Origin of the sequence: Sinobacterium caligoides (genome assembly GCF_003752585.1) — a bacterium.
GTDB lineage: Bacteria > Pseudomonadota > Gammaproteobacteria > Pseudomonadales > Sinobacteriaceae > Sinobacterium > Sinobacterium caligoides.
Genome location: NZ_RKHR01000004.1, coordinates 1,121,108 through 1,145,334, shown reverse-complemented (window position 1 = coordinate 1,145,334; position 24,227 = coordinate 1,121,108). Strand labels below are relative to the sequence as shown.

23 protein-coding genes are annotated in these 24,227 nt (G+C 52.1%); 15 read left to right on the top strand and 8 right to left on the bottom strand.

Translation table 11 applies throughout. From position 1 onward, the window contains the following. Positions 1 to 120 precede the first annotated feature (120 nt). From EDC56_RS11720 to modA, 4 genes are read right to left on the bottom strand one after another with little or no spacing between them, the layout of a single operon-like run. The gene (locus EDC56_RS11720) at positions 121 to 1,206 is read right to left on the bottom strand and encodes a serine/threonine protein kinase (protein WP_123712688.1); all 1,086 of its coding nucleotides are present in this window, start codon (positions 1,204 to 1,206) and stop codon (positions 121 to 123) included. Then, the gene (modC, locus tag EDC56_RS11715; RefSeq protein WP_123712687.1) at positions 1,203 to 2,318 is read right to left on the bottom strand and encodes a molybdenum ABC transporter ATP-binding protein; all 1,116 of its coding nucleotides are present in this window, start codon (positions 2,316 to 2,318) and stop codon (positions 1,203 to 1,205) included. Before modC ends, EDC56_RS11720 begins: the two co-directional genes overlap by 4 nt. Then, positions 2,309 to 2,992: a molybdate ABC transporter permease subunit gene (gene modB, locus EDC56_RS11710; protein ID WP_425452465.1), complete on the bottom strand. Its 684-nt coding sequence runs from the start codon at positions 2,990 to 2,992 to the stop codon at positions 2,309 to 2,311. The genes modC and modB overlap by 10 nt, the downstream gene beginning before the upstream one ends. A 26-nt stretch (positions 2,993 to 3,018) precedes the next feature. Next, positions 3,019 to 3,771 carry a molybdate ABC transporter substrate-binding protein gene (modA, locus tag EDC56_RS11705; protein ID WP_123712685.1) on the bottom strand — a complete coding sequence of 251 codons (753 nt, stop codon included), beginning with the start codon at positions 3,769 to 3,771 and terminating at the stop codon, positions 3,019 to 3,021. A gap of 130 nt (positions 3,772 to 3,901) precedes the next feature. Between modA and EDC56_RS11700 the strand changes: the two genes are divergently transcribed. After that, positions 3,902 to 4,327 (top strand): hotdog fold thioesterase, encoded by a 426-nt coding sequence (locus EDC56_RS11700; RefSeq protein WP_123712684.1) that lies wholly within the window; start codon positions 3,902 to 3,904, stop codon positions 4,325 to 4,327. Here EDC56_RS11700 and EDC56_RS11695 read toward each other — a convergent pair. Continuing rightward, positions 4,324 to 5,151, bottom strand: a complete 828-nt coding sequence (locus tag EDC56_RS11695) for a ComF family protein (protein ID WP_148059395.1) — start codon at positions 5,149 to 5,151, stop codon at positions 4,324 to 4,326. The two genes, EDC56_RS11700 and EDC56_RS11695, sit on opposite strands and share 4 nt — an antisense overlap. Before the next feature lie 110 nt (positions 5,152 to 5,261). On the opposite strand from EDC56_RS11695, the gene bioB reads away from it, so the two are divergent. From bioB to EDC56_RS11655, 8 genes are all read left to right on the top strand, one after another. Then, a complete protein-coding gene (gene bioB, locus EDC56_RS11690; protein ID WP_123712903.1) occupies positions 5,262 to 6,317 on the top strand; it encodes a biotin synthase BioB in 1,056 nt (351 codons plus the stop codon). Between the two features lie 8 nt (positions 6,318 to 6,325). Beyond that, positions 6,326 to 7,525, top strand: a complete 1,200-nt coding sequence (gene bioF / locus EDC56_RS11685) for an 8-amino-7-oxononanoate synthase (RefSeq protein ID WP_123712682.1) — start codon at positions 6,326 to 6,328, stop codon at positions 7,523 to 7,525. Beyond that, entirely contained in the window at positions 7,518 to 9,089 is a 1,572-nt protein-coding gene (gene bioC, locus EDC56_RS11680) for a malonyl-ACP O-methyltransferase BioC (RefSeq protein ID WP_162844169.1), read from the top strand. Before bioF ends, bioC begins: the two co-directional genes overlap by 8 nt. A gap of 12 nt (positions 9,090 to 9,101) precedes the next feature. Next, entirely contained in the window at positions 9,102 to 9,797 is a 696-nt protein-coding gene (gene bioD / locus EDC56_RS11675; protein WP_123712680.1) for a dethiobiotin synthase, read from the top strand. 124 nt (positions 9,798 to 9,921) lie between these two features. Beyond that, positions 9,922 to 10,956 (top strand): type I asparaginase, encoded by a 1,035-nt coding sequence (locus EDC56_RS11670; protein WP_123712679.1) that lies wholly within the window; start codon positions 9,922 to 9,924, stop codon positions 10,954 to 10,956. A 268-nt stretch (positions 10,957 to 11,224) separates the two neighbouring features. After that, a complete protein-coding gene (locus tag EDC56_RS11665; RefSeq protein WP_123712678.1) occupies positions 11,225 to 11,470 on the top strand; it encodes a DUF1145 domain-containing protein in 246 nt (81 codons plus the stop codon). A gap of 359 nt (positions 11,471 to 11,829) precedes the next feature. Further along, complete coding sequence (locus EDC56_RS11660; RefSeq protein WP_123712677.1) at positions 11,830 to 13,629, top strand: acyl-CoA dehydrogenase C-terminal domain-containing protein; 1,800 nt, start codon at positions 11,830 to 11,832, stop codon at positions 13,627 to 13,629. Positions 13,630 to 13,838: 209 nt separating this feature from the next. Beyond that, positions 13,839 to 14,021 (top strand): DUF3094 family protein, encoded by a 183-nt coding sequence (locus tag EDC56_RS11655; RefSeq protein WP_123712676.1) that lies wholly within the window; start codon positions 13,839 to 13,841, stop codon positions 14,019 to 14,021. Positions 14,022 to 14,038: 17 nt separating this feature from the next. On the opposite strand, the gene EDC56_RS11650 is transcribed toward EDC56_RS11655, so the two are convergent. After that, positions 14,039 to 14,374: a hypothetical protein gene (locus EDC56_RS11650; RefSeq protein WP_123712675.1), complete on the bottom strand. Its 336-nt coding sequence runs from the start codon at positions 14,372 to 14,374 to the stop codon at positions 14,039 to 14,041. A gap of 189 nt (positions 14,375 to 14,563) precedes the next feature. Here EDC56_RS11650 and EDC56_RS11645 point away from each other — a divergent pair, with 189 nt between their 5' ends. Together EDC56_RS11645 and EDC56_RS11640 are read left to right on the top strand one after the other, a co-directional pair. Then, a complete protein-coding gene (locus tag EDC56_RS11645; protein WP_123712674.1) occupies positions 14,564 to 15,322 on the top strand; it encodes a sulfite exporter TauE/SafE family protein in 759 nt (252 codons plus the stop codon). 156 nt (positions 15,323 to 15,478) lie between these two features. Further along, positions 15,479 to 16,558, top strand: coding sequence for an NAD-dependent epimerase/dehydratase family protein (locus EDC56_RS11640; protein WP_123712673.1), 1,080 nt, complete (start codon positions 15,479 to 15,481; stop codon positions 16,556 to 16,558). A gap of 107 nt (positions 16,559 to 16,665) precedes the next feature. On the opposite strand, the gene EDC56_RS11635 is transcribed toward EDC56_RS11640, so the two are convergent. Continuing rightward, positions 16,666 to 17,112: a hypothetical protein gene (locus EDC56_RS11635; RefSeq protein ID WP_123712672.1), complete on the bottom strand. Its 447-nt coding sequence runs from the start codon at positions 17,110 to 17,112 to the stop codon at positions 16,666 to 16,668. 182 nt (positions 17,113 to 17,294) lie between these two features. On the opposite strand from EDC56_RS11635, the gene EDC56_RS11630 reads away from it, so the two are divergent. Further along, a complete protein-coding gene (locus EDC56_RS11630) occupies positions 17,295 to 17,909 on the top strand; it encodes a DsbA family protein (protein ID WP_123712902.1) in 615 nt (204 codons plus the stop codon). Positions 17,910 to 17,940: 31 nt separating this feature from the next. On the opposite strand, the gene EDC56_RS11625 is transcribed toward EDC56_RS11630, so the two are convergent. Next, positions 17,941 to 19,200, bottom strand: coding sequence for a cytochrome P450 (locus EDC56_RS11625; protein ID WP_123712671.1), 1,260 nt, complete (start codon positions 19,198 to 19,200; stop codon positions 17,941 to 17,943). A gap of 231 nt (positions 19,201 to 19,431) precedes the next feature. Between EDC56_RS11625 and cbiB the strand changes: the two genes are divergently transcribed. The 3 genes from cbiB to EDC56_RS11610 all read left to right on the top strand — a co-directional run bounded on the left by cbiB (position 19,432) and on the right by EDC56_RS11610 (position 24,119). Beyond that, positions 19,432 to 20,403, top strand: a complete 972-nt coding sequence (gene cbiB / locus EDC56_RS11620; RefSeq protein ID WP_211333661.1) for an adenosylcobinamide-phosphate synthase CbiB — start codon at positions 19,432 to 19,434, stop codon at positions 20,401 to 20,403. Between the two features lie 47 nt (positions 20,404 to 20,450). Next, entirely contained in the window at positions 20,451 to 21,467 is a 1,017-nt protein-coding gene (cobD, locus tag EDC56_RS11615) for a threonine-phosphate decarboxylase CobD (RefSeq protein ID WP_123712670.1), read from the top strand. Between the two features lie 474 nt (positions 21,468 to 21,941). Continuing rightward, positions 21,942 to 24,119, top strand: a complete 2,178-nt coding sequence (locus EDC56_RS11610) for an FAD-binding protein (RefSeq protein ID WP_123712669.1) — start codon at positions 21,942 to 21,944, stop codon at positions 24,117 to 24,119. Positions 24,120 to 24,227 lie beyond the last annotated feature (108 nt).

Below are 24,227 nucleotides of genomic sequence, written 5' to 3'. Positions count from 1 at the left end.
TGGTTCTGTTACTTTTGGTGTGTTCGGAAGGGGGGGGAGGTAACAGCTGGGTGTCACCTCTGTCGCTTTTCTGCTTGAGAGGAGCAGGACCATCGCACTGCTCAGCATGCTTCTCGTCAGTTAGAATAGTTGCAGTGGTTCCTCTTGTAGTGTCGATAGCTGTTCCTTCAGTTCGAGTATGTGTTGTGACCAGTAGCGCTCGGTGTTGAACCAGGGGAAGTGCATGGGAAAGGCTGGATCACGCCAGCGCCTGGCCAGCCAGGCGCAGTAGTAGAGCATACGGAAGGTGCGCAATACTTCGATCAACCTAATCTCGCGCGGGTCAAAGTGATGGAACTCGTTATAACCGTCGACAATCTCGGAGAGCTGTACGGTCTGGTTGTTGCGATCACCGTTGAGCATCATCCATAGGTCTTGGATCGCGGGCCCCATCAAGCAGTCGTCGAAGTCGACGAAGTGTGGGCTGTCATCGCGCCAGAGAATATTGCCGGGGTGGCAGTCGCCGTGTAGACGGATCTGGCGGAGTTCCTCGTTGAGTCGCCACTGTTGCTTCAGCTCGGCCAGTAGTAATTCTGTTACTCCCTCGTAAGCGGGTTTAAGGTCGCGGGGAATGAAATGATTTTTGATCAAGGTGACGCTGTCTTCGGCATAGAAGGGGAAGTCTATCTTGATGCGATGCTGAAAATCTCGAGTGCTGGCGATGGCGTGTATACGTCCGATGTTTTGGCCGAGCTGATATAAATGGTCGAGGTTGTCGAGCTCAGGAGCGTAACCACCGCGGCGAGGGAAGAGGCTGAAACGGAAATCGCCGTGAGTGAGTAGCGTGGTTTGTTGTTTTAGCTCGATGTTGGCGGGTACGACGGGGAGTTCTGCATCGAACAGCTCTTGGGTGAATTGATGCTCTTCGAGTATTTGTGGATCGCTCCAGCGATTGGGACGATAGAACTTGGCAATGATCGGCTCAGCATCTTCAATGCCGACTTGGTAGACGCGATTTTCATAACTATTCAAGGCGATGATGCGAAAGTCGCTGAACACACCGGTACTTTCGACAGCGTCGATGACGGTGTCTGGGGTCAGCGAGTAGAACGGGTGGTGATCATTGTTGATCAAGGTGTCGGGCGTCTCGATGGACTCATCTTCACTGGCGGCTAGGTTGCCGTTGACGTCGTTGGCATCGTGCTCGTCGTCGTAGTCGTTATTCATGTGGTGGTCTTACTCGGTTGGTCGCTAAGCATAGCTACGCCCTTGATCTGGGCGATAACCTGACAGCCTACGGTTAATTGTAATTGGTGTACGGATTTTTGAGTGAGCTTGGCTAGTAACGGTTGCTTACCTTGACCAATATGCATCTGTATCAGAGCGCCGGCGCCGGCATCGTTCTCGATGTGATGGATGGTGGCACGCAGGCAGTTGAGGATGCTGGTGTCATCTGCCTTACTAAGAGTGAGACTGACATCACGAGCGGGGATGCGAATGCGCAAGGGGCTGCCAATCATCCCCGGTTGACCTGCCAGCTGTAACTTTTGTTTATCCGCCAAGGTGACCGTCGTTAGCTGCCAGCGGGGATCGTAATGACTGACAGATGCCTCGAGCAAAGTGCTGTGCTGGTCGCCGTGCAGTGGTGAATGTAGTTGGTTGGCTAACTCGAGCAGGCTGCCACGCTGACGAATTTGGCCGTTATCGAGTACGATCACCTCATCGGCGAGACGATGAATCTCTTCGACGTTGTGGCTGACGTAGATGATCGGTGTCGGTAGCTTGCGGTGTAGTTGCTCAAGGTGGTGAAGAATTTCCTCGCGGCTGTCGACGTCGAGCGCAGAGAGAGGCTCGTCCATTAACAGTAGATCAGGGTGGCAAGCCAGCGAGCGAGCGATGGCGACGCGTTGTTGCTGACCACCGGAGAGTTGTTGAGGCCATTTATCGAGCAGCTGGCTCAGTCCGAGCCACTGGCTGAGCTCGTCGAGGCTAGGGCCGTGCTGATTAAAGCGGCGCTGATAGGCGAAGCTTATGTTGGCTCTGACGTTTAGGTGCGGTAGCAGCTGCGGCTGCTGACAGACAAAGCCGATGTGGCGCTTATGACTAGCAAGAAAAGCGTGTTTATCCTGCCAGACTCGGCCGTTGAAACGGATATCGCTGCGGCTGTCCTTGGTGAGCCCCGCGAGCACGCGAAGTAGACTGCTCTTGCCTGAGCCGGAGCGGCCAAACAGCGCGGTGATGCCGCGTTGGCCGATATCAAATTCGGCCTGCAGGCGAAAGGATGCTAATGGGTAATCGATTTTGGCGCTCAGTAGCGGCTGTTGATTGGCTATGACCACAGCTTATTTCCTCGACGATTGAGACTATAAAGTAGGGCGAGCATGCTGATAGAAAAAATCAGTAGTCCCGCTGCGAGGATATGCGCCTGTTGGTACTGTAGGTTCTCGACTCTGTCGAATAGGGCGATAGAGAGTAGCTGGGTTTCACCGGGGATATTGCCGCCGATCATCAGTACGACACCGAACTCGCCGATGGTATGGGCAAAGCCCATGCAGGCGGCGGTAATTAGGCTGGTCTTGGACAGCGGTAGAATGACAGAGGTGAAGCGGTCGACGGGGGAAGCGAGTGTGCTTGCGTAGTCAAGTAGGCCTTTGGGGAGACGCTCGAAGCCGTTTTGTAGTGGCTGCATGACAAAGGGCAATGAATAGATCATGGAGCCGATCAACAGGCCGGTAAAGCTAAACGGTAGGGTATCGCCGAAGAGCTGGCCCCAGACACGGCCGACGATTCCATCGGGTGCTAGCAGCAGCAACAGATAAAAGCCGATGACTGTCGGTGGCAGTACCAGAGGTAGCGCCACAAGGGCTTCAAATAAAGGTTTGAAACGGCTCTTGCTGTTGGCCAGCCACCAGCTCGTGGGTATGCAGACAAGCAGCAAGATTAGCGTCGTGGTGATGGCCAGTTGAAGGGTGAGTACTATGGCCTGAAAGTCTGCAAGCGCGAGCAAGGCGATGTCCTGTCTATGGTCGTAGGAGTGGTTTAGTTACTGGCTGCGCGATAGCCCCAGTGACGCAGCTGCTGCTGTGTGCTCGGGCGCAGCAAGTAATCATGGAGGGCTTGAGCGGCGGCTGATTGACTGTCGAGTACGGCCATTTGCTGCTCAATCGGCTGGTAACAAGAGTGTGGCACGTCGTAGTGGTACCAGCCATTATCTTTGCCGCTGGCCTGTAGCTGTGGCCATTGTGATTGGCTAATCACTGCGACGTCGACGGTCTTGCTGGCGGCGTAATGTAGGACTTGGGCGATGTTGTTGGCGCGTACAGCATCAGATAAACGTGCGTCTAGGCCCCAGCAATGCAGCAGCTGCTCGGCGGCGACACCGTAGGGGGCAGTCTGGGCGTTGGCGATGGCGAGCGTAGCGCTCCTCATCTGTTCGATTAATTGTGCTTGGCTCATCTGTGGTTGTTGGCTGATGACGGCAATCTGACCGAAGGCATAGGTGGCTCGGCTACCGGGGCGGATCAGTTGTTGCTGCTCTAACCGCAGCGGCCGCTTACTATCGGCGGCAAAGAAAATCGCAAAAGGCGCGCCCTTGGTGATTTGTGCATAGAGTATGCCGGTAGAGGCCGAGGAAAGCTTGACCTGATGTCCGGTCTCTTGCTCGAAGGCGGGCAGAAGAGAGGCTAAGGCAGGTTTAAAGTTGGCAGCAACAGCGACGGTGATTTGCTCGGCGCTGGCCAGGGTGCTCGAGAGGCTAAGGCTGATGATGATCGCAGCTAAAAATGGGCGCATAATCTGTTACTCGGATGATTATTGATGGCATCGGTAACCGCTACTGATGAGGGGTATTGCAATGCGGCGATAATTGTCTCATTAATAGCAACTAATTACCCGCTACTCAGTCAGCCTTAGGTGCATCATTATGCCGTTATGGAAAAGCCCTTTTACGTTAAGTGAGATACATCAGCTCACAGAAAAGACCCTGTGCCGGTTGTTAGATATTGAGATCACGGAGATCGGTGAGGACTACCTTGTTGCCACCATGCCGGTCGATGCTCGTCATCACCAGCCTATGGGAATTTTACACGGCGGTGCCTCAGTGGTACTGGCGGAGAGTGTTGGTAGTATCGCCTCGGCGATGGCTAATCGTCCAGGTTATTACAGTGTGGGCCTCGATGTGAACGCCAACCATATTCGCGCGGTGCACAGTGGCGTCGTAACGGCGAAGGCGACACCGGTGCATATTGGTCGTACGACGCATGTGTGGAATATTGCTATTAGCAACGAGCAGGGCAAGCCGGTATGTGAATCGCGCCTCACCATGTCGGTGCTGAAGGGGGATAATTAGCCGTCTCTGCTGCCGGGCTCCGGCGTACGAGCAAGTGACCAGCAGTCGACGACCGGTACCCCGTGTTGTTTAAGCTGTAAGGCCATGCCCTGTGCGGTGCTGCCTGTGGTAATGACGTCGTCGACGATGGCAATGTGCTGATAGCGAGAGTAATCGGCAGTGACTTGGAAGGCGTCTTTTAGGTTGCCGAGGCGTTGGCGTTTGTTGAGCTTGCGCTGCTGGGGGGTGGCATACAGGCGCTTTACACCATGGTTGCTAATGGGGATGTTTAATTGTTGCGATAGCGCGTGGGCGATCCATTGCGATTGGTTGAAGCCTCTAGTCCACAGCCGCTGCCAGTGTAGCGGAACGGGAATGATGAGCTGTGGTAGTGTCTCGTCGCAATAGCTTTGTAAGATTTCATCGGCCAGCAGTGTGCTGAGGATGCGTAGCGGAGGCAGTTGCTTGTGATCTTTGAAACGATGGATCAGGGCGGCGCTCAGCCGATGGAAGTCACAGCCACTGATGCAGCGATCGAAGGCTGGCGGTTGCTGTAGGCAGCGGCCACAGTCGTTGTGAGTATCGGGTAGATTGAGGCCGCAGTGGCGGCAGTACGGGCTCTGACGACGCAGCAGCGATAGGCAGTTATAACATAACTCAACCGACAGTGCCGAGCTTGCCTCGCAGAGTAGGCAGCGTGCAGGGAAGATACTGAAGCTGAGCTTGTCGCACCAATTTTTACCCATTCTACGGCCATCCTTGGCTGCGTTGATGGAGGAAGTTTGGCAGCGATTTACCCTGTTGGCAACGATGGTGATAGCCGGTCTAGGTGATAGTTTGTTCATCAGTCAACCATATTAAGGTCTCCAGGTTGACTACTCGGCTGTGACCGTTAATATGGCCCCTATAAATGTATGTATATATCAGTTTGATCAATCTACTTGGGGTACCACCGATGACAGACATTCGCCACGATTGGACGCTGGCTGAGATTCAGGCGCTTTTTGATCTGCCCTTTAATGACTTGATGTTTCAGGCGCAACAGGTGCATCGACAAAACTTTGATCCCAACCAGGTACAAATTAGCCAGCTGCTGTCGATTAAGACAGGGGCTTGTCCTGAAGATTGCAAATACTGTCCACAGAGTAATCGTTACGATACTGGTCTCGAGAAAGAAAAGTTGATGGAGGTTGAGCTGGTCATCAACGAGGCGCGAAAGGCGAAGGAAAGCGGTGCGACACGTTTCTGTATGGGGGCGGCGTGGCGTTCGCCGAAAAAGAAAGATATGCCCTATGTGACGGCAATGGTACGGGGAGTTAAGGAGCTTGAGTTAGAGACTTGTATGACGCTGGGGATGCTGACCAGCGAACAGGCTGAAGAGCTTAATGAGGCGGGATTAGATTATTACAATCACAACCTCGATACTTCTGAAGAATATTATGAGGACATCATCACCACACGCACCTATGGTGATCGTTTAAGTACCCTGTCGAATGTGCGTGGTGCGGGAATTAAAGTCTGCTCAGGTGGCATTGTTGGTATGGGGGAGGAAGCCAAGGATCGCTGTGGCCTGCTGAAGTCTCTCGCCAATCTGCCACAACACCCCGATAGCGTGCCGATTAATATGTTGGTGCAGGTTGAAGGCACACCGTTGGCGGATCTTGGCGAGGTGGATAAGCTCGACCCCTTCGATTTTATCCGTACCATCGCCGTGGCGCGTATCATGATGCCGAAGTCGGCGGTACGTTTATCGGCGGGCCGCGAAGACATGAGTGACGAGATGCAGGCGATGACGTTTATGGCCGGTGCCAACTCAATTTTCTACGGAGAGAAGCTGCTGACCTGCAAGAACCCCTCAGAAAACCATGATCACCAGCTGTTTGATCGCCTGGGTATCAATAGTGATAAGCAGGCGACTCACCATACCGAAGAAGATGTGGCGGCTAGTTTGACGCAGAAGATTAACGATGTAGCCATGGATAAGGTGTTCTACGACGCAAGCGCGAGCTAGGGGGCTTCGTGGTAGCGAGTTTCGAGCGAGCATTAGCGGCGGGCTTACAGCAGCGGGCGGAGCAGCAGCTCTATCGTCGACGTCTTACGGTGACCTCGGCCCCGGGGGCAGAGGTAGATGTTGATGGCCGTCGCTGTATTAACTTCTGCAGCAATGATTACTTGGGGCATGCAAGTCACCCCAAACTTGCGGAGGCGGCGACACTTGCGGCTAAGCGTTTCGGGGTCGGCAGCGGTGCCTCCCATCTTGTCTGCGGCCACTCCAGTGAGCATCATGCGCTGGAAGAGGAACTCGCGGCGCTGACCGGAAGGCCACGGGCATTACTATTCTCCACCGGTTATATGGCCAACCTCGGTGCCATCAGCGCCCTGCTCACCAAGGGTGACTTCGTTTTCGAAGATAAGTTGAATCATGCCTCGCTGATTGATGGCGGTTTGCTCAGTGGCGCGCGTTTTCAGCGCTTTCTTCACAACGATGTTGCCGCACTGGAGCGACGTCTTGCACGCAGTGACGACGAAGGTCGTAAGCTGGTGGCCGTCGATGGCGTCTTCAGCATGGACGGTGATATCGCGCCGCTGACCGAGCTGACCGAGCTCTGTGCACGTCACGACGCCTGTTTGATGGTCGATGATGCACATGGCTTGGGTGTGTTGGGTGAGCGAGGCGGTGGCTGTGCGGAACATTTTGAACTCAATACTGCACAACTACCTATTCTGATGGGCGGTCTGGGTAAGGGACTGGGCAGCAGCGGCGCCTTTATTGCCGGCAGTGAGGCGTTAATTGAAACTCTTGTGCAGTTTGCGCGCAGCTATATCTATACCACGGCGATGCCGCCGATGGTGGCCGCCGCATCGCGCGCGAGTATTGCGTTATTGGCCAGTGAGGCTTGGCGGCGTCAGCATCTAAATTCTATGATTGAGCGTTTTCGTCACGGTGCCGAGCAGCTCGGTTTGCCCTTGATGGCTTCATCGACACCGATTCAGCCGCTGTTAATCGGCGATGCTGGACGCGCTATGGCGTATAGCGGTGCATTGATGGAGCGTGGCATCTGGGTGGGGGCGATTCGGCCGCCGACGGTAGCAGCGGGCAGTGCGCGGTTGCGTATTACGCTCAGTGCCTCACACAGTACCGAGCAGGTCGATCGCTTGTTGTCGGTGTTGGCCGATGTTTCTCTGTTGGATAGACGGGGAGGGTTGTCCTATGACTAATGCGCTGAATTTAACGCCCGTCATCGATATATTAGGGGCGCAACACCGGCCTAAGGTCGTGTTACTGCCGGGGTGGGGCTGTCTGAAGGCTGATCTCCTGCCTCTCGCGGAGTGCCTTGCCGAGCATTACTGTGTTTCGCTATTGGACTTACCGGGCTACGGCAGTAATGTTCACTGGACTGCAGATTATCGCAGCGAGCAGTCCCTCTGTCAGCAGCTATTGGCGGTGCTGCCCGAACAGGCGGTTTATATTGGTTGGTCGTTTGGCGGCAATATAGCTCTCTCGTTAGCACAATATGCACCACACCGTGTCTTGGCGGTGGCAACGGTGGCGACCAATCCGAGTTTTGTTGCGCGAGACGGTAAAGGGGGGATGGAGAGCGAGGTCTTCACGGACTTCGAGGCGGCCCTGGCTACCAATGCCCCATTGACGTTGAGACGCTTTCTCGCCCTGCAGCTCAAAGGAGAGGACGATGAGCGCTCGTTATTAAAGTTGCTCCGCCAGAATGCACATATATTACCCGCGAGTGAGCAGACGCTGGGCGCTAGCCTAGCGATGCTCGGGCGCTTCGATCAAGGGGCGGCTCTATCGTCGTTATTGATGCCTACCTTGGCCGTTTTTGCCGAGCATGATGCGCTGGTGCCGGTGGCGGTGGCGGATCAATTGGGGGCAAACGTGCAGTGCAAGCGCATTGGCTCTGGTCATCGGCCGTTTCTTCGGCGTTTAGATGAATTGCAGGCGTTGATTAATGACTTTGTTCAGTCGCTACCTTGCAGTCGCAGTAAGCAACAGGTGGCAGATTCCTTTAGCCGTGCCGCCGAGAGTTACGATGGCGCGGCGCAGTTGCAGCGGGATATTGCCGACCAGTTATTTAATCTTGTCGATGTCGACTCATTGGGCGAGCAGGCGGTTGTTGTCGATCTTGGCTGTGGTACTGGCTACAGCAGTGCTCGTCTAGCGCGGAGATATCCACAGGCAAAGTTTGTCGGTTTGGATATTGCGGAAGGCATGCTGACGTTTGCTCGGCAACAGTCTGGGCAAGTGCTGCCGATGAGCTGGCTAGCGGCCGATGCGGAGGCCTTGCCATTGGCGGATCACAGTATCGATGTTATCTATAGCAGCCTCGCGGTGCAGTGGTGTGAGCATCAGCCCAGCCTGTTTGCCGAACTCAAGCGTGTGCTAAAGCCGGGGGGGCGCTGTTATTTCTCTACGTTAGTGGACGGAACGCTGACGGAGTTGCAGCAGGCCTGGGCGACGGTCGATGACTATGTGCACGTCAATAGCTTCGCCAGTGAGCGCCATTGGCGTGACTGCGCCACTGCCAGTGATTTATCTGTCGTACAGTGGCAGCAGCCCGCGATCGTTCTGCAATACTCTCAGCTCAAACAGCTGACGGGGGAGTTGAAGGCGATCGGCGCGCACAACGTTAACGGTGGTCGCCCGGGCGGGCTGACTGGGCGAGCGAGGGTCAAGGCGCTGCGTGCAGGCTACGAGCTACATCGTAATGCGGCGGGGTTACTGCCGGCGACTTATCAAGTTCTCTATGGCGTCCTCGAGGCGTAAGCGGATAGTAACATGAGCAAATATTTTATTACCGGCACCGATACCGATGCCGGCAAGACGGTGGTCGCAGCGGGTTTGTTGGCTCGAGCGGCACAACAAGGCTTGCGTAGTGTTGGGCTCAAGCCTATTGCGGCGGGCTGTGAACTGACGGAACAGGGTTTGCGTAATGATGACGCGCTAGCGTTGATGGCAGCGTCGACAGAGGTGCTCGCTTACGAGGTTGTTAACCCCGTTGCGCTTGAGCCTGCTATTGCCCCGCATATCGTGCTGATGAAGCAGAACCGTCATGTCAGTGTCAGCCAGCTGGCAGGCTATGTACGTGGGGCGATGATGACGCCGGCGGATTTGGTGTTGGTTGAGGGAGCAGGCGGCTGGCGGGTGCCATTGAATCGTCGAGAAATGTTGTCGGCGTTGGCGAAGGAGCTAGAGGTACCTGCCATACTGGTGGTGGGGGTGAAGCTCGGTTGCATCAATCATGCGCTACTGGCGGCGGAGTCGATCAGAGCCGATGGCGTCGAGTTGGCAGGCTGGGTTGGCAATGTGATCGATGCCGATACTGAGTGTTTGGATGAGAACTTAATGACCTTGAATGCACTGCTGCAGGCGCCCTGTCTCGGTGTCGTGCCTCATCTAGCGGATTGTTCTGCGCCGCGAGTCGCAGAGTATCTTACGTTGCCCACAGATCAGCCTTCCGCTGATGTTAGCTAGGCTAAATTAACCGGCGCAACATCAAACGAGGCCCATACTTTGTCGTCTGACGCTAGATAGGGATAACCGCAGGCACAAAGCCATGGTAATATCGGCCGGTTGTTATTTGAAGACAGAGTGAATTATGCCTAAGCGAGCCAATATTTTGATGATCTATACCGGTGGCACCATCGGTATGAAGAAGACGCCGAAGGGCTATATGCCTGAGTCTGGCTACCTGCAATCACTGATGGCCAATCAACGTGAGCTCAACGGTGAGCATCTGCCAAAATATACCGTCATCGAGCTGAAACCATTGCTCGACAGTTCCAATATGGCTCCCTCTGACTGGGTGAAAATCGCCCAGACGGTGCATGATAACTACGCGGACTACGATGGTTTCTTGGTGATTCACGGCACGGATACGATGGCCTACAGTAGCTCGGCAGCTTCCTTTTTGTTGGAGCAGCTGGATAAGCCGGTCATCTTCACCGGCTCGCAGATCCCGATGCAGGAGTTCCGCAATGATGGCGTCGAAAACTTATTGGCAACGCTGTTGTACTTGCAGCAGTATTGTTTCTATCTGAGCGGCGTCTTTCTTTGTTTTGCCGGTAAGTTGATGCGTGGTAACCGTGTCACGAAGGTCAGTGCTAAGACCTACGAGGGCTTTGCCTCGCCAAACTTGTCGCCTGTCGGTGAGGCGGGGATTGGTTGTGACCTAGGCCTAGAGTGGAGTCTTGTGTCGCGCGTTGAAAATCACAGCGATGAATTACCTGATATTATTGCCCGGCCGGTACAGGTCGGTGTGTTTAAGCTGTACCCCGGTATGACACCGGCCTTCGTTAGAGCCGTGCTAGCGGCACCGATGCAGGGCATGGTGCTAGAGTGTTACGGCGCGGGTAATGGCCCCGATGGCAATGCGGAAATCATGGCGGAGATTAAGGCGGCGGCAGACCGGGGGGTAGTCCTTGTTGCAGTCACACAGCCGCAGATCGGCAATATCAACCTTGATCTTTATGCGGCCGGTGTAGCGCTGCGCGATGTTGGCGTGGTCAGTGGCTTCGATATGACCACAGAGGCGGCGCTGACTAAGCTGTATTACTTGCTCTCCAAATACGATGATATTGAGACGGTCAAACATCAGATCACCGTTAGCCTTGCGGGTGAATTGACGCGCTAGGCTGTACTGGTAGGTCTTCCCCCCCCCTGTTTTAGGGGGCGACAAGGGTATTTCTTGGCGAGATAATAGCGCCATCTGATAAGACTTACCGGCTTTGAAGATCGAGACATTCATGTCTTGTTTTGGTTTGGTTATTTGAGCCCCAGCAGCAATGCCGGGGTTTTTTTTGCTTAAAAAATCTGCCTGCCTTGCTTATACTGCTTTCCCAAGGCGTCATTTCGGAGGATGTCGATATCGAAAAAAATAATAAACGAGTTGGAGAGTTTTTATGTTCGCTAAAGTGTTCACGCTGTTGGTTTGGATTGCCATTGCTGTTAACTGGTTGGTACCTGCGTTATTGCCGGAAGATATCGCGCTGGGACTACATTATACAGGGCTAGCCTTAGTCGCTGCTCATGTCCTAGAGGTGCTGGTCTTTTCGAAGCGAATCCTCAGCAATGGCAGACCGTTACAAGATGGTCTATTGGTTTTACTGTACGGTTATTTCCACGCTAAGGATCTAAAGGTATCATGATTTATCGTTAGCTCGCTTTCCCTCGTAACTGCAGCATAGCGTTGAAGCTGTCTTCTGTTGTAGAGCGACTATAATTTAGCTACTTCATGCGGTCTGTGGCGTACGGCTGATAGGCTTGGTTTTAGCTGGCAGAAAGCGCCTTCTTGGGGCTAAGATGGAATCAACGGACTGTTTTGCTACGCGATCATACTGTATGTACGCCGAGCTTACCTCAGAGGTAATTGCAGCCCTATTGCTTTTTACCTAATGTAATCGGTATAAACACTGATTGATTGTTGAGCGGCATTACTGCCCGGCGAACAGTCGACTATATAAGGGCTTAGCGCGAAGTCTGAGCCCCGTTGAACCGAGGATTAATAATGCCAGAATATAAAGCTCCGTTACGCGAAATTGACTTTGTTCTTAATGAGTTGCTCAATGTGAACGAGCACTATGAGTCATTGCAGGGAGTGCAGGAATTAACGCCGGATTTGCTGAGTGCTATCTTGGAAGGCGGCGCGCAGTTTGCCGAAGGTGTTGCGGCACCCTGTAATCGCGATGGCGACGAGATTGGTTGTCAGTGGTCGGCTGAGGGTGTAACTACGCCTCCCGGTTATAAAGAAGCGTATCAGCAGTATGTTGAAAGCGGTTGGCCCTCGCTATCTGGTGACCCAGAGTTTGGCGGTCAAGGCTTGCCGAGCTCGGTTGCTGTCTTTATCAACGAGATGAACGGTTCAGCCAACTGGGCTTGGTCCATGTATCCTGGCTTAAGCCACGGCGCAGTTGCTACCGTTGATCATCACGGTAGTGATGCACAGAAGGCTGCTTATCTACCTAAGCTACTCGAGGGCAGCTGGACTGGTACCATGTGTCTGACAGAGCCTCACTGTGGCTCGGATCTTGGTTTGCTACGGACGAAAGCAGTCAAAAGTGACGATGGCAGCTATGCAATCAGTGGTACCAAGATCTTTATCTCTAGTGGTGAGCACGATATGGCCGAGAACATCGTCCATATGGTTATTGCGAGGGTAGAGGGCGCGCCGAAGGGCACGAAGGGCATCTCGCTGTTTATTGTTCCTAAGTTTAATGTTGATGCAGAGGGTAATCTTCTCGACCGTAACGGTGTGAGCTGTGGCTCTATTGAGCATAAAATGGGCATCCATGGTAACTCTACCTGCGTGATGAACTTTGACAGCGCCAAGGGCTTCTTGGTCGGTGAAGGGCCGGAGAATGTTGGTCTGCATCAGATGTTTACCTTTATGAATGCGGCTCGTCTCGGTACTGCGACGCAGGGGCTTTCGCATGGTGAAGCAGCCTTTCAGGGCTCGCTCGCCTATGCTAAAGAGCGTTTGCAGATGCGTTCGCTGACGGGCCCTAAGAACCCAGAGGGGCCTGCGGACGCGATTATCGTGCACCCTGATGTGCGACGTATGTTGCTGACCCAGAAGTCTTTGGTCGAGGCCTCGCGCGCCTTAATCTACTACTGTGCAGTATTGGTTGATAAGACTGAGCACGGCAGCGATGAGGTGAAGGAAGAGGCTGAAGGTATGCTGGCCTTCTTGACGCCAATCGCCAAGGCCTTTACCACGGAGACGGGCTTGGAAAATGCCAATATCGGCATTCAGATGTTTGGTGGTCACGGCTTTATTCGTGAGCACGGCATGGAGCAAATCGCTCGAGATGCCCGTATCTCTACTCTCTATGAAGGCACTACCGGCATTCAGGCTCTCGATCTGATCGGTCGTAAGGTATTGGGTACCGGCGGTAAGTCGTTGATGAATTTCACCAAAGTGGTGCATCAGTTCTGTAAGGAGAACGATGGCGAGCAGATGGCCGAATTTGTTGCACCGTTGAAGGCAATCAACAAAGAGTGGGGCGAGCTGACGCTGAAAATTGGTGAGGCAGGCGCACAGAATGCCGATGAGGTCGGTTCAGCCTCGGTTGATTATCTGATGTACTCTGGTTATGCCGTGTTGGCCTACTTCTGGGCGCGTATGGTCAAGGTGTCGCAGGACAAGCTGGCAGCGGGAGAGGGCGATCAGCGTTACTACGAGGCAAAGATCAAGACGGCTCAGTTCTACTATAACCGTATCTTGCCGCGCACAGAGTCATTGGCGACAACCATGTTGTCAGGCTCTAAGTGGCTGATGCAAATGGATGAAGACGAGTTCAGCCTATAGTTCTAGGGGACGATGGCCGAGAGCTCTTCTGTTGCTCAGCCCCTCGTGCAACAGAGAGTGAATAGCAGCGACTGATCACGATGTGATCAGTCGTTTTTTTATGCCCACAATAATCACGCCGCGTTATATTGCTTGAGTTTTCTCTAGCGAGTTCATAGGGTAGAAGGCAGGAAGAAGAGTGCTATAGAGTTTGATTGCGGGGTAATATAATGGAAGATAATAAATTATCGGCAGGGGACAAGCGTCGCGTCGAGGTTTATCTGAGTTCTGGCTTCAATCGAACACAGCGGAAACCGTTCCGCCCGTGGCGGTTATTGGCTGTCTTGCTGATCGTGATGACGGGGCTGAGTGTCGCGAGTATAGTGATTGCTCGTTGGAGCGGTGTTTTTTGAGCGCATTGTTAGTGCGTTCAAAACTCCCAGTGAATGCCGAACTCTACACTTTCGTCATTTGCCAGGATATTAATATTCTCTGCCTCAGGGACATAGAGTGATTCACCGCTGTATGAGAGATCTTGCAGGCTTTTGATCAGTGCGACCACGGGAATTGCGATCGGCTCTTGCCCTTCTATACGAGGGTCAACATGTTGGCTACGCAGAAGATGGTTAAATCTTTTATCCAGTGCTTGTGCAGCTGGCCGTTTGTTATCTATAGATTCACCCGCCAAGCATTGCCATGATAGCGTCATCAATAGGCAGGCTGTAATACTGTGTAAAAGTCGTTTCGGCTTATATGTTGTTATCATTATTGCTCGACTCGCTTACTAACTATTCTAACTATTATCGACTCTAGGTAATCTATTCGAGTTTTATTTTAGCATAACTGATTTTCTTGTCGATTAATCTTACAGATGGCCGAACTGTGATTTAGTTAACTATTTGTTGTCGATCAAATTAGGTAGGCTGCGTCGCAGATTAAGCCTTCGGTGGAATAAATGATTAGTGATCCTGTTTTTTATCTATACGCGATTCCGGCAGTGTTGATCTTCGGCATGGCAAAAGGGGGCTTTGGTGGCGGTATCTCAGTCATCGCGGTGCCGTTATTGGCAATGGCGACCGATCCCGTGACCGCCGCGGCGATTCTTCTGCCTTTGCTAGTGGCAATGGATATTGTGGCGCTGTGGAGTTTTCGTGGGCAATTTAGCCGGACTAACCTGCGTATCTTATTGCCAGGGGCGATCGTGGGTGTGGTGATCGGTAGCTTTGGCTTTCACTACCTGTCGGAGGCGGCGATACGGCTATTAATTGGAGTTATCTCTCTGGGTTTCTGTGCGAACTACTATCTTGCGAGGGCGGCGACGGAGCAGCGTTCACCCAGTGCTCTACGAGGTGGTTTTTGGGGCATGGTCGCTGGTTTCACGAGCTTCGGTATTCATGCGGGAGCGCCGCCTGTGAGTATTTACCTGTTACCGTTACAGCTTGAGAAGAGGCGTTTGATGGGGACCATGGCAATATTCTTTGCCGTGGTGAATTTCGTTAAATTGATACCCTATACTTGGCTCGGGGAGTTCAGTAGTACTAATTTATGGACGTCATTGGTTCTGCTGCCGCTGGCCCCGCTTGGTGTTAGGCTTGGCTACTACCTGTTACACAAGGTGGATGAGCAATGGGTCTACCGGCTGTGTTATTTCTTTCTCATGGTGGCGGGGGGTAAGCTCTTTTACGAGGGTGTAATAGGAACCGTTTTTGCCTAGTCACCTGATGTGGTGTGTTAATGATAAAAGGCTGTTGAAGAGATTGTCTCGATAGCCGGATGTGGTAACAATGGAGTGATAATGGGGGCGATTGCTGGGCAGGGATAGCGGATTTTCCTCCAGAAATAATAATGATTATTGTGAAAGGTGAGCCAGATGAATAAGCAGAAGACAGTGGCTGATGCCGCAGCGTTAGGCCGAGTATTGGTGACGGGGGGAGCTGGTTTTGTCGGGCAGAACCTCGCGAGAACATTATTGGATAGCGGCTGTAAGGTTAGAGTCTTCGATTTAGCCCTCTGCCCACTGGAGCATGAAAACCTCGAGAAGATTCAGGGTAATATCTGTGATGAGGCCCTGGTCGCCGAAGCCTGTAAAGATATCGATACGGTGTTTCATACCGCCGCAATCATCGAAATACGTTCCTCCAAGGCTGTGCCTGAGTCAGTACGAAAGCTCTCCTACGATATTAATCTCGGGGGGACGAAGAATATCGTCGCAGGTTGTCTACAACAAGGTGTGCAGCGCCTTATCTATACCAGTTCGAACAGTGTGGTGATCAATGGTCAGCCGATTAGTCACGGCGACGAGACGATGGCCTATGTGGAGGACTACCGAGACCTCTACACAGAGACGAAGACTAAGGCAGAGCGCTTCGTGTTGGCGAATAACGGCAAGAACGGTTTGTATACCTGCGCCATTCGACCGAGTGGTATCTGGGGGCCGGGCGATCAGACGATGTTTAAACTGTTAATTGAGCAGCTGATTAAAGGGGTGTTGAAGGTGCGGCCGGGGGATGGCTCTGCCAAACTGGATAACTCTTATGTGCACAACTTGATTCACGGCAAGTTGTTGGCGGCGCTGCAGTTGAAAGACGGTGGCAGCTCACCTGGCGAGGCCTACTTTATCAATGATAACGAGCCGGTCAATATGATGGACTTCTCTCGACCGGTGATCGAGGCGCTGGGCCACCCGTTCCCGAAGCGGACGATTCCCTTTAAGTTTCTTGTGGCTATCTTGACGGTCTGGCAGAAGGGTCATGAATGGTTCAAACTGCCAGAGCCGCCACAACCGCCGTTGGCGGTCGAACGTATTTGTATCGATAACTACTTTAGTATCGAGAAGGCGCGTGACCAACTTGGCTATGAGCCACTATACAATACGGAGGAAGCGATGAAAGAGTGTCTACCGTATTATCATCAGCTTCATCAACAAATGCTTGCGGCGCTGAGAAAGTAATGACCGACGACGGCGCTAACAAAAAGGGCTGATGCCCTTTTTGTTCTCACCGATGGGGCTTGCTACGTGAGGGTATCGCTCATTTTCGGCAGCTAAATCAGGTTCTTTTAAGCGTTAACCGAACAGTATTGCTGCGACTCACAAAGCTCACACTCCAGCTGAGTGCAAACTGCTGCTGAGCCAGCCACGAGCGGGGTATCGCCCAGTTCTAGGTGGCGACTAAGTTTCAATGACGCTGTCGCCAGAGCATCTGCGTCGCCGATGATGGCGTATTTGAGTAACAGTTCGTCAACGGCGAGTAGTGCCTCATTGAGCTGACGCAGTGGTTCTCGTTGATCAAACTCATCGCCGAGTAGCTCGCGCAATCTGACGATGATCAGCATCGATTCAGCGAGCTGTCGGTTGCTCCTCATCAGCAGTAAGTCATCATAGGATAGATGCAGATCGCAGAGTGATTGACGAAGTGTCGCGATACTTTTATGCAGACGAGAGTTGGTGGAAGTTAATAGCTTGTCGATCAGCTTTGTCTTTAGTCGTTCGTTGGCGGCTCTCATGAATTGACTCCCTAGTTTGCGGTAAAAAGTATCTTTTCTGTTCCTGAGATAAATATAGGAGTGGAGAAAAATAGCGCCGTAAGGACATGTCCGTAGAAAAGACGATTATTTCTGATGTTTTATTTCGTTTTTTTACGCGATACTTGCCCACATATTCTATGTTGTTGATTGAGGAACCTCCTATGGCGGCGACGCTATTTTATGTACACGACCCGATGTGCTCATGGTGCTGGGCCTATCGGCCGGCCTGGCAGCAACTGAAACAGCTGTTACCGAGTGAACTGCTTGTTGAATATGTTGTGGGCGGCTTGGCGCCGGATAGTGATGAGCCTATGCCGGTTGACCTGCAAGAAGATATTCAGGGCTATTGGCGTAAAATTCAACAGCAACTGGGGACCGAGTTCAATTTCGACTTTTGGAGTAAAAATACGCCTCGTCGCTCGACTTACGAAGCTTGTAGGGCGGTTATTGCCGCCGATAAGCAGGGCTATGCAGAGGCGATGATCGAGGCTATTCAGCGTGGTTACTATCTGCAGGCAAGGAACCCCTCTGATCGTGATGTGTTGGTCGCTATGGCGAAAGAGCAGGAGCTCGATGTCGCAGTTTTTCTCGCAGATCTCGACGAAGCAGACACCGAAATAAGGCTGCTCGATGATATTGCGATGGCGCGACGCTGGAAGGTGCCGGGCTTCCCCTCTCTTGTCTTGCTCGTTGGCGATCAATTGCACCACATCGAGGTTAACTATCAGGACCCTCAGCTAACGCTACAGCAGATTACAGCGTTGCTAGATGATTAGGGCGAGCAAAGCCGGCTGCTTACAGCGATGATTAGGTGTCTGCCCGTAGCTTTGCAGATCCGTTTGTATCGAAACTGATCTGCATCTCCTTCATCGCGTTGACGAAGTAGGAGCGAACAAACTTCGGCTTTGACTTGAGCCTTGGGTTGCGCAAGCGCGGGATGATGGCTTCGAACATCACCCTCAGCTCTAGGCGGGCAAGGTGTGAACCGATGCAGAAATGTTGACCGATGCCGAAAGATCGGTGCTGGTTGTAGAGATCGGGCATACGTTCCGGCCGGGTGACGTCGAACTCGCAGGCATCGCTACCAAATATATTCTCGTCATGGTTGACGCTGTGATAGTGCAAGATCACCTTGTCGCCTTGCTTGATAAGCTGGCCGCCGAGCTCGATGTCTTCCATGGCGGTGCGACGCATGGTGATGAAGGCGGTGCTATAGCGCAGTATCTCCTCGGTTGCCCCGGCAATTTTGTCGGGGTTGTCGACGAGGTACTGTAATTGTAGAGGGTTTTCCATCAGTAGGCGCATCCCCTGGGCGGTGACGGTACGAGTCGATTCATTGCCACCGACGAGCAATAGCACGAAGAACCAGCAAAACTCTTCTTGGCTGAGTGCTTCGCCTGCCACGGCACCGTCTAGTAGTGCGCCGACAAGATCATTCTTCGGGTTGATCTTGTGCTGTTCGGCGAGGTTATTGGCGTAGGTAATGACCTCGAAGGCGGCGATTTGACCCTCTTCGCGCGAGGTGGACATATCAGGATCGTCGGCGAAAATCATCGTATTGGTCCAGTGAAAGAAGTCCTCCCTGTCGTCTGCAGGTACGCCTAATAGGTCGAGTATGGCGATCAGGGGAAGCTCTGCGGCGACATCTTCGACGAACTCACATTCGCCGTTGTTGGTAACGGCATCGAGGATGCGCTCGGCGTGGGCGCGGAAGGCAGGCTCATAGGAGTCAACGGCGGCGGGGGTGAAGGCGCGACGAATAATCTTGCGATACTTCTGATGGTTGGGTGGGTCCATGTTGATGATCTGCTGCTGCAGCATGAACTTAATGTCGTCATCCATCTCCATGGGGAAGGCAAGGTTCTCAGCGGAGGAGAACAGCTTCGGATTTTTCGAGACAAAGTCGAGCTCTTTTCGCTGAGTGACAAGCCAGTAGGGTATATCGGTGATCGGATCTTCCATGCGGAGGATTGGCCCTGCGGCACGGATCTCTTTTAGCTCTTGGTAAGGCATACCTTCGGCAAAAGTTTCGGGGTCTAGGGCGTTCGAGAAAGGGCATGTATTCATCTGATCTGACTCCTTGATGGCGTGGTTTATTATTCAAACTAAAGACTATTAGTTGTTAGTTAATTTGCCACAGCTTATTTATTGCGTCAATAAAAACACGGACAAAAAGTATGGTCATGGCCTGTCGAAGCACCTTTCGACACGCGAGAGTCAGTCATCTGGTTGATATAGGGCGAATCCGTTACGTGTATCTGCTAGCATCTTTGCGGATAAGAACGCTGAGGGCAGGTGATGTTTGAATTTTCGATGGCACTATGGGCAGTAGTAATGGGTCTGTTACTGGATTACCTGTTCGGTGAGGTGCGTCGCTACCATCCTCTCGTCGGGTTGGGCATCGTGGTGCGTGCGATTGAGCACTTACTGTGCCGGTCGCAACCGGTGCAGCGTGGTGGCGAAGACAGTTACGTCGCTCCCTCGAAGTATTGGCAGCGTGCTTGTGGGGTACTGGCGGTGTTGCTCGTGTTATTGCCCGTCATTACATTGGCTGTAGCACTACAATACCTGCTGCCGAGCAATGGACTGTGCTCGCTGTTAGTCGCCGCTGTGGCCGTGTATTTTGCCGTTGGCTGTCGTTCACTGGTTGAGCACGCACAGGCCATCTCTAAGCCGTTGCTTGTCGGCGACCTTGAGGCATCGAGAGTGGCGTTATCGATGATTGTCAGCCGTGATACCTCGGAGTGCGATGAACGAGAGGTGGCGGCGGGGACGGTTGAATCGGTACTGGAGAATGGTAGTGATGCAGTGATTGCACCGCTGTGTTGGTTTTTGTTGCTGGGTATCCCAGGGGTGCTGGGTTACCGAGTCATTAATACGCTCGATGCGATGTGGGGCTATAAGAACGACCGCTACTGTCATTTTGGTTGGTGCGCAGCACGCTTAGATGACGTGGCAAACTTGCTGCCGGCAAGGCTTTGCGCCCTGGCTTATGCCCTTTGCGGGCAGACGAGGGTGGCGCTGCGTTGTTGGTGGCGTCAGGCGAAGCATTATAAAAGCCCTAACGGTGGGCCCGTGATGGCATCGGGTGCTGGTGCTATAGGGGTTGTGGTAGGAGGCGAGGCGACCTACTTTGGTAGCACCCTGACGCGCACTTCGCTGGGCGAGGGGCGACCGGCGATAGCACAAGATATTGATGCCAGTGTCGATTTACTGTTGCGCTCGATTGCTGTTTGGCTGTTATTATTAGCTCCTTTCGCTCTGCTCTAAGGTTTTTGGCTGGGTGTTTGCTGTTGCGAGTAGGTTTTAGATAGATAATGAAGAAGTTAAAGCATGGCGGTAATCTTCGCCAGATGGCCGAGCGCTATCAGATCGATCACGGACAATGGTTAGACCTGTCTACCGGTGTTAACCCTTACCATTACCCTATTGGCGATATCCCCGCGGTATTCTTTCAGCATCTACCCGATAGCCAGGAGGCACTTCTACAGGCTGCTCGACGTTATTATGGTTGCCAGAGTTTACTGGCATGCAGTGGCTCGCAGCAGGTTATTCAGATAATGCCACGGCTCATTGCTCCAATAAGGGTTGCCTTACCTGACAGTGGCTACCAAGAACATGCCTATCGTTGGCAATTGGCGGGGCATACACCATGCTGGTATGACGGTTATAGTCCCGAGACCCTCGAAGCATTGATTGTCGACGAAGGGGTCGAGGTAGCTGTCATTATCAATCCGAACAACCCTACGACGGCACTGATTTCAGTTGAGAAAATTTTACAGTGGGCGGGGGTAATGGCTGAGCGGGGAGGCCTACTTATTGTCGACGAAGCTTTTATAGATTTAACACCGGTGCAGAGTGTTGCACCGTTCGCCGATAGGGCGGGTTTGATGGTGTTGCGTTCCGTCGGTAAATTCTTTGGTTTGGCGGGGATTCGTGTTGGCTTTGTCTTGGCGGAAACTGCGCTACTTCGTCGTGTTGAGCAGGAGCTATCGCCGTGGCAGGTGAGTGGCCCGGCGGAGTATCTGATGATCGAAGCACTATCCGATACGCCCTGGCAGCATGCAAATAGCCAAGCTATTAATGAGTCCAAGGAAATGTTGGCAGCCTTGTTGCGGCAACACCTAGTTTCGCGGATTGATGATGGCGGGTTGTTCTTGTCGTGTCGGCTCGAGCATGATGCCGCCCTATCGCTGTATGAGAAGCTGGCTCGTCGGGGCATTGCTATTCGCTGGGGGGTTTATAATAAGCGCTGGGCCTTCGTTCGGTTTGGCCTTATTCGTCGAGAAGACGGCGCTAACTTTCTGCGTTTGAGCCAAGCCTTAGCGAGTTAACTGTTGACCGGCAATCGTCATGCCTATTTTGGCGGGTTATTGTTGAGTGTTTTTCTTTTCGTACTAGTGACACCTGATCGGGTGGTGTTGCACGTCAGTACTAGAAAGTTGCCGATATTCTTTTAATCTTTCGCGTCACTTAACATTTTTTCCTCCAGTCAGTTGCTAGATTGAGATCATCGCCAATAATGTTGGCGGTGTTTGCGTTCGCTTACCTTAAGAGCGTTGTTTTATAAGCTGCCTGGCATAATGCGTGACGATATGTTGAGTGCTGATATTTTTTTGTTTTTTGTTTTTTTGTTTTTCTAATGAAAAAATATTGCTTGTAGATATAAAAGCGACAATTTTTTGGTCGAGTATTTTCAATATTTCAGTTTTTCGCTGGGGTAGTCTTTTGTCAGTTTTATGCTCTTTCAGTATTTGTAAATAATAATCAGTTTTATAAAAAACATAATAAAAATATTAGAGGGAATTATGATGGGGATAAATAAAGGAGTTTTAAAAGCGGCGATCGCTTTTATTACAGCGACACTGTGTGCCGCTACTTTTGCCGGCGGTGGTGGGCCACCTAAACCAACGGTTTCTGCAGAGCGCGTTCATATCACGTTTACTGCAGACACCAATCCCGCGAAGTTGATGCCGATACGTATTCTTGAGGGCATTGAAATCTGGCCGGCGGAAGATGAGAGTAATGTGACGCATTACAATGTTTACTGGGGCGACTCGGAAAGAAATAAGTTAGGAATAGCACTTGCACCTAAACTTGCTCATATCCCTGTGCGCGGAGATGGCGAGGTGATTTCCTATGACTTTAAATCTGCTTTGAAAATGGAGGCCGGCGCCATTTGGGTCTTAGTCTGCACCGAGAATAATGGCAAAGAATTCTGCGGCAAAGAAAAAAATATGGAAAAGGTAACGGATGATTTAATCGGCACTTTCCTCACGCTTAACTCAATTAAAAAGTTGATTAAAGATAACAATGAACAGTCGTGCTCTGGCTTAGAGGTTATGGCGACCTGTGGCGACCTTGAGTGTAATGGTATTGAGACAGAACAAAGCTGTCCTTCTGATTGCTCGAGCTATGGATTGTCGTCATTTAATTATCAGACTCTCTGCGACGAAGTTAAGAATGTCTACCACCCAGAGAGTGTCGCGGATGTTCAGGATATTATAAAAAATGCTGCGGCCAACGGGCAGCATGTAAAGGTTAACGGTGGTGCCGGCTATAAGGGTACGACGGGCTCAGCGAGTGATATCGTTTGTACCGATGGCGTAGTTATCAGTATGGATAAGTTCGATCATCACGCTGCAGGCCTTGAGATGGCATTGGAGACATATGAGGAGCAGGAGGTAGTGAATATTCCTGCGGGCACCAATCTTCATGAGGTGGGCGAATGGCTCTATGAGCGTGGTCGTGGCATCGGCTTCACTCATTTGGGGTGGCGCCACCCGTCTATTGCAGGCGCTATTGGTACCTCGGCTCATGGTAGCTCACCACGTCATAACGGTATTGTTTCGCACCGGGTTGTGGCGATGGATATTGTTAATCCTGAGGGCGAGTTAGAGACATTCTCGGCGGGTACCACAGGCGTTACTGATCCGGACCTATGGAAGGCGATGACGACACACTTAGGATTCTTTGGCGTCATTACCGGTGTGCGTGTGGCAGTAGAGGACGCAAAGAATCTTCAGGTCAAAGTCACTTTTCATAATCAGCGAGAGCTGTTTTCTGAGAATAAAGCAGGCAGCATCTTTGACGATATAAAAGACTGTGATTACGGTACTTATAATTGGTTTCCTACACTCAATAAATACATGAAAACCTGCGGTAAGCTTACTACGAAAGAGGCTGAAGATGGAGCGGAAAATCGCCTGTTATTCCCCTATATTGACTTGTCGCAGCTGTCTGCCCAGCAGACCATGCAGATATACCAGCTTGGCGCCTGTCAGCCGGAGAGTGGTGCTCATCAGATGATGTCAAAGATGCGGATGAACGGTTGGCATCTGACGCCGCCACTGGTGAAAACTATCGGTGGCAAGACGCGCTATACGAGTGATGCCATTGGCCCAGTACACCGAATGATCTCAGCTAAGCTAATCGATACTGTGCCGCGTGAGGTTTTTCAAATGGATTGGGAGGTATCTGTGCCTGCTGAAAACTTGCAAGCGGCGATGGAATATCTTAAAGATGCGACCAACGGTGACAACATTAGCGGCAGAGAGATTCCTGTGTCGTTGATTGGCATGTTTATCCGCTTCTCGAAAAGTGAGGATAAGACGCTGATGGCCTATACAGGAACAGGTGGCCCCTTTAAAGATGGCACCATTACTGCCCATATCGAGACACCTATCTTTGTGCCGGTGAATCTGACGCCAGAAGAGTTTGATAACTATATGGGTCCTTATGAGGAAATTATGGAGAATCTGGTGGTGAAATATGGTGCACGAGGACACTGGGGTAAGAACATGCACTCGATGGATCCTTGGCTGTTTGAGCTGCAACAGGAAGTCGGCTCTTACGATTATGATAGCCGCTTTCAGCGTTTCAGTGAGCAAGTGGGGCGATTTGACCCGAAGGGTATGTTTGCCAACCGTGCAGCGAAGACCCTCGGTATAGAATACCCTGAGTATAACTACCCCGCTGACTGGTGATCATTAGTTAAGATCGTGGAATTATATTCCTCGATACCGAAAGCGATATAGCGCGTTCTAAAGTGCCAGCATGTTGCCGGCACTTTATTCTTGGCTATTTATTGGAAC

Excerpts from the sequence above, each read along its gene's own strand:
- EDC56_RS11700 (WP_123712684.1), top strand. The coding sequence starts at position 3,902 with ATGCCGTTATGGAAAAGCCCTTTTACGTTAAGTGAGATACATCAGCTC.
- EDC56_RS11665 (WP_123712678.1), top strand. The coding sequence starts at position 11,225 with ATGTTCGCTAAAGTGTTCACGCTGTTGGTTTGGATTGCCATTGCTGTT.
- bioB (WP_123712903.1), top strand. The coding sequence starts at position 5,262 with ATGACAGACATTCGCCACGATTGGACGCTGGCTGAGATTCAGGCGCTT.
- EDC56_RS11670 (WP_123712679.1), top strand. The coding sequence starts at position 9,922 with ATGCCTAAGCGAGCCAATATTTTGATGATCTATACCGGTGGCACCATC.
- modA (WP_123712685.1), bottom strand. The coding sequence starts at position 3,771 with ATGCGCCCATTTTTAGCTGCGATCATCATCAGCCTTAGCCTCTCGAGC.
- cobD (WP_123712670.1), top strand. The coding sequence starts at position 20,451 with ATGAAGAAGTTAAAGCATGGCGGTAATCTTCGCCAGATGGCCGAGCGC.
- EDC56_RS11625 (WP_123712671.1), bottom strand. The coding sequence starts at position 19,200 with ATGAATACATGCCCTTTCTCGAACGCCCTAGACCCCGAAACTTTTGCC.
- EDC56_RS11655 (WP_123712676.1), top strand. The coding sequence starts at position 13,839 with ATGGAAGATAATAAATTATCGGCAGGGGACAAGCGTCGCGTCGAGGTT.
- EDC56_RS11660 (WP_123712677.1), top strand. The coding sequence starts at position 11,830 with ATGCCAGAATATAAAGCTCCGTTACGCGAAATTGACTTTGTTCTTAAT.
- EDC56_RS11635 (WP_123712672.1), bottom strand. The coding sequence starts at position 17,112 with ATGAGAGCCGCCAACGAACGACTAAAGACAAAGCTGATCGACAAGCTA.
- EDC56_RS11630 (WP_123712902.1), top strand. The coding sequence starts at position 17,295 with ATGGCGGCGACGCTATTTTATGTACACGACCCGATGTGCTCATGGTGC.
- EDC56_RS11645 (WP_123712674.1), top strand. The coding sequence starts at position 14,564 with ATGATTAGTGATCCTGTTTTTTATCTATACGCGATTCCGGCAGTGTTG.
- EDC56_RS11640 (WP_123712673.1), top strand. The coding sequence starts at position 15,479 with ATGAATAAGCAGAAGACAGTGGCTGATGCCGCAGCGTTAGGCCGAGTA.
- EDC56_RS11695 (WP_148059395.1), bottom strand. The coding sequence starts at position 5,151 with ATGAACAAACTATCACCTAGACCGGCTATCACCATCGTTGCCAACAGG.
- bioC (WP_162844169.1), top strand. The coding sequence starts at position 7,518 with ATGACTAATGCGCTGAATTTAACGCCCGTCATCGATATATTAGGGGCG.
- cbiB (WP_211333661.1), top strand. The coding sequence starts at position 19,432 with ATGTTTGAATTTTCGATGGCACTATGGGCAGTAGTAATGGGTCTGTTA.
- EDC56_RS11650 (WP_123712675.1), bottom strand. The coding sequence starts at position 14,374 with ATGATAACAACATATAAGCCGAAACGACTTTTACACAGTATTACAGCC.
- EDC56_RS11720 (WP_123712688.1), bottom strand. The coding sequence starts at position 1,206 with ATGAATAACGACTACGACGACGAGCACGATGCCAACGACGTCAACGGC.
- bioD (WP_123712680.1), top strand. The coding sequence starts at position 9,102 with ATGAGCAAATATTTTATTACCGGCACCGATACCGATGCCGGCAAGACG.
- EDC56_RS11610 (WP_123712669.1), top strand. The coding sequence starts at position 21,942 with ATGATGGGGATAAATAAAGGAGTTTTAAAAGCGGCGATCGCTTTTATT.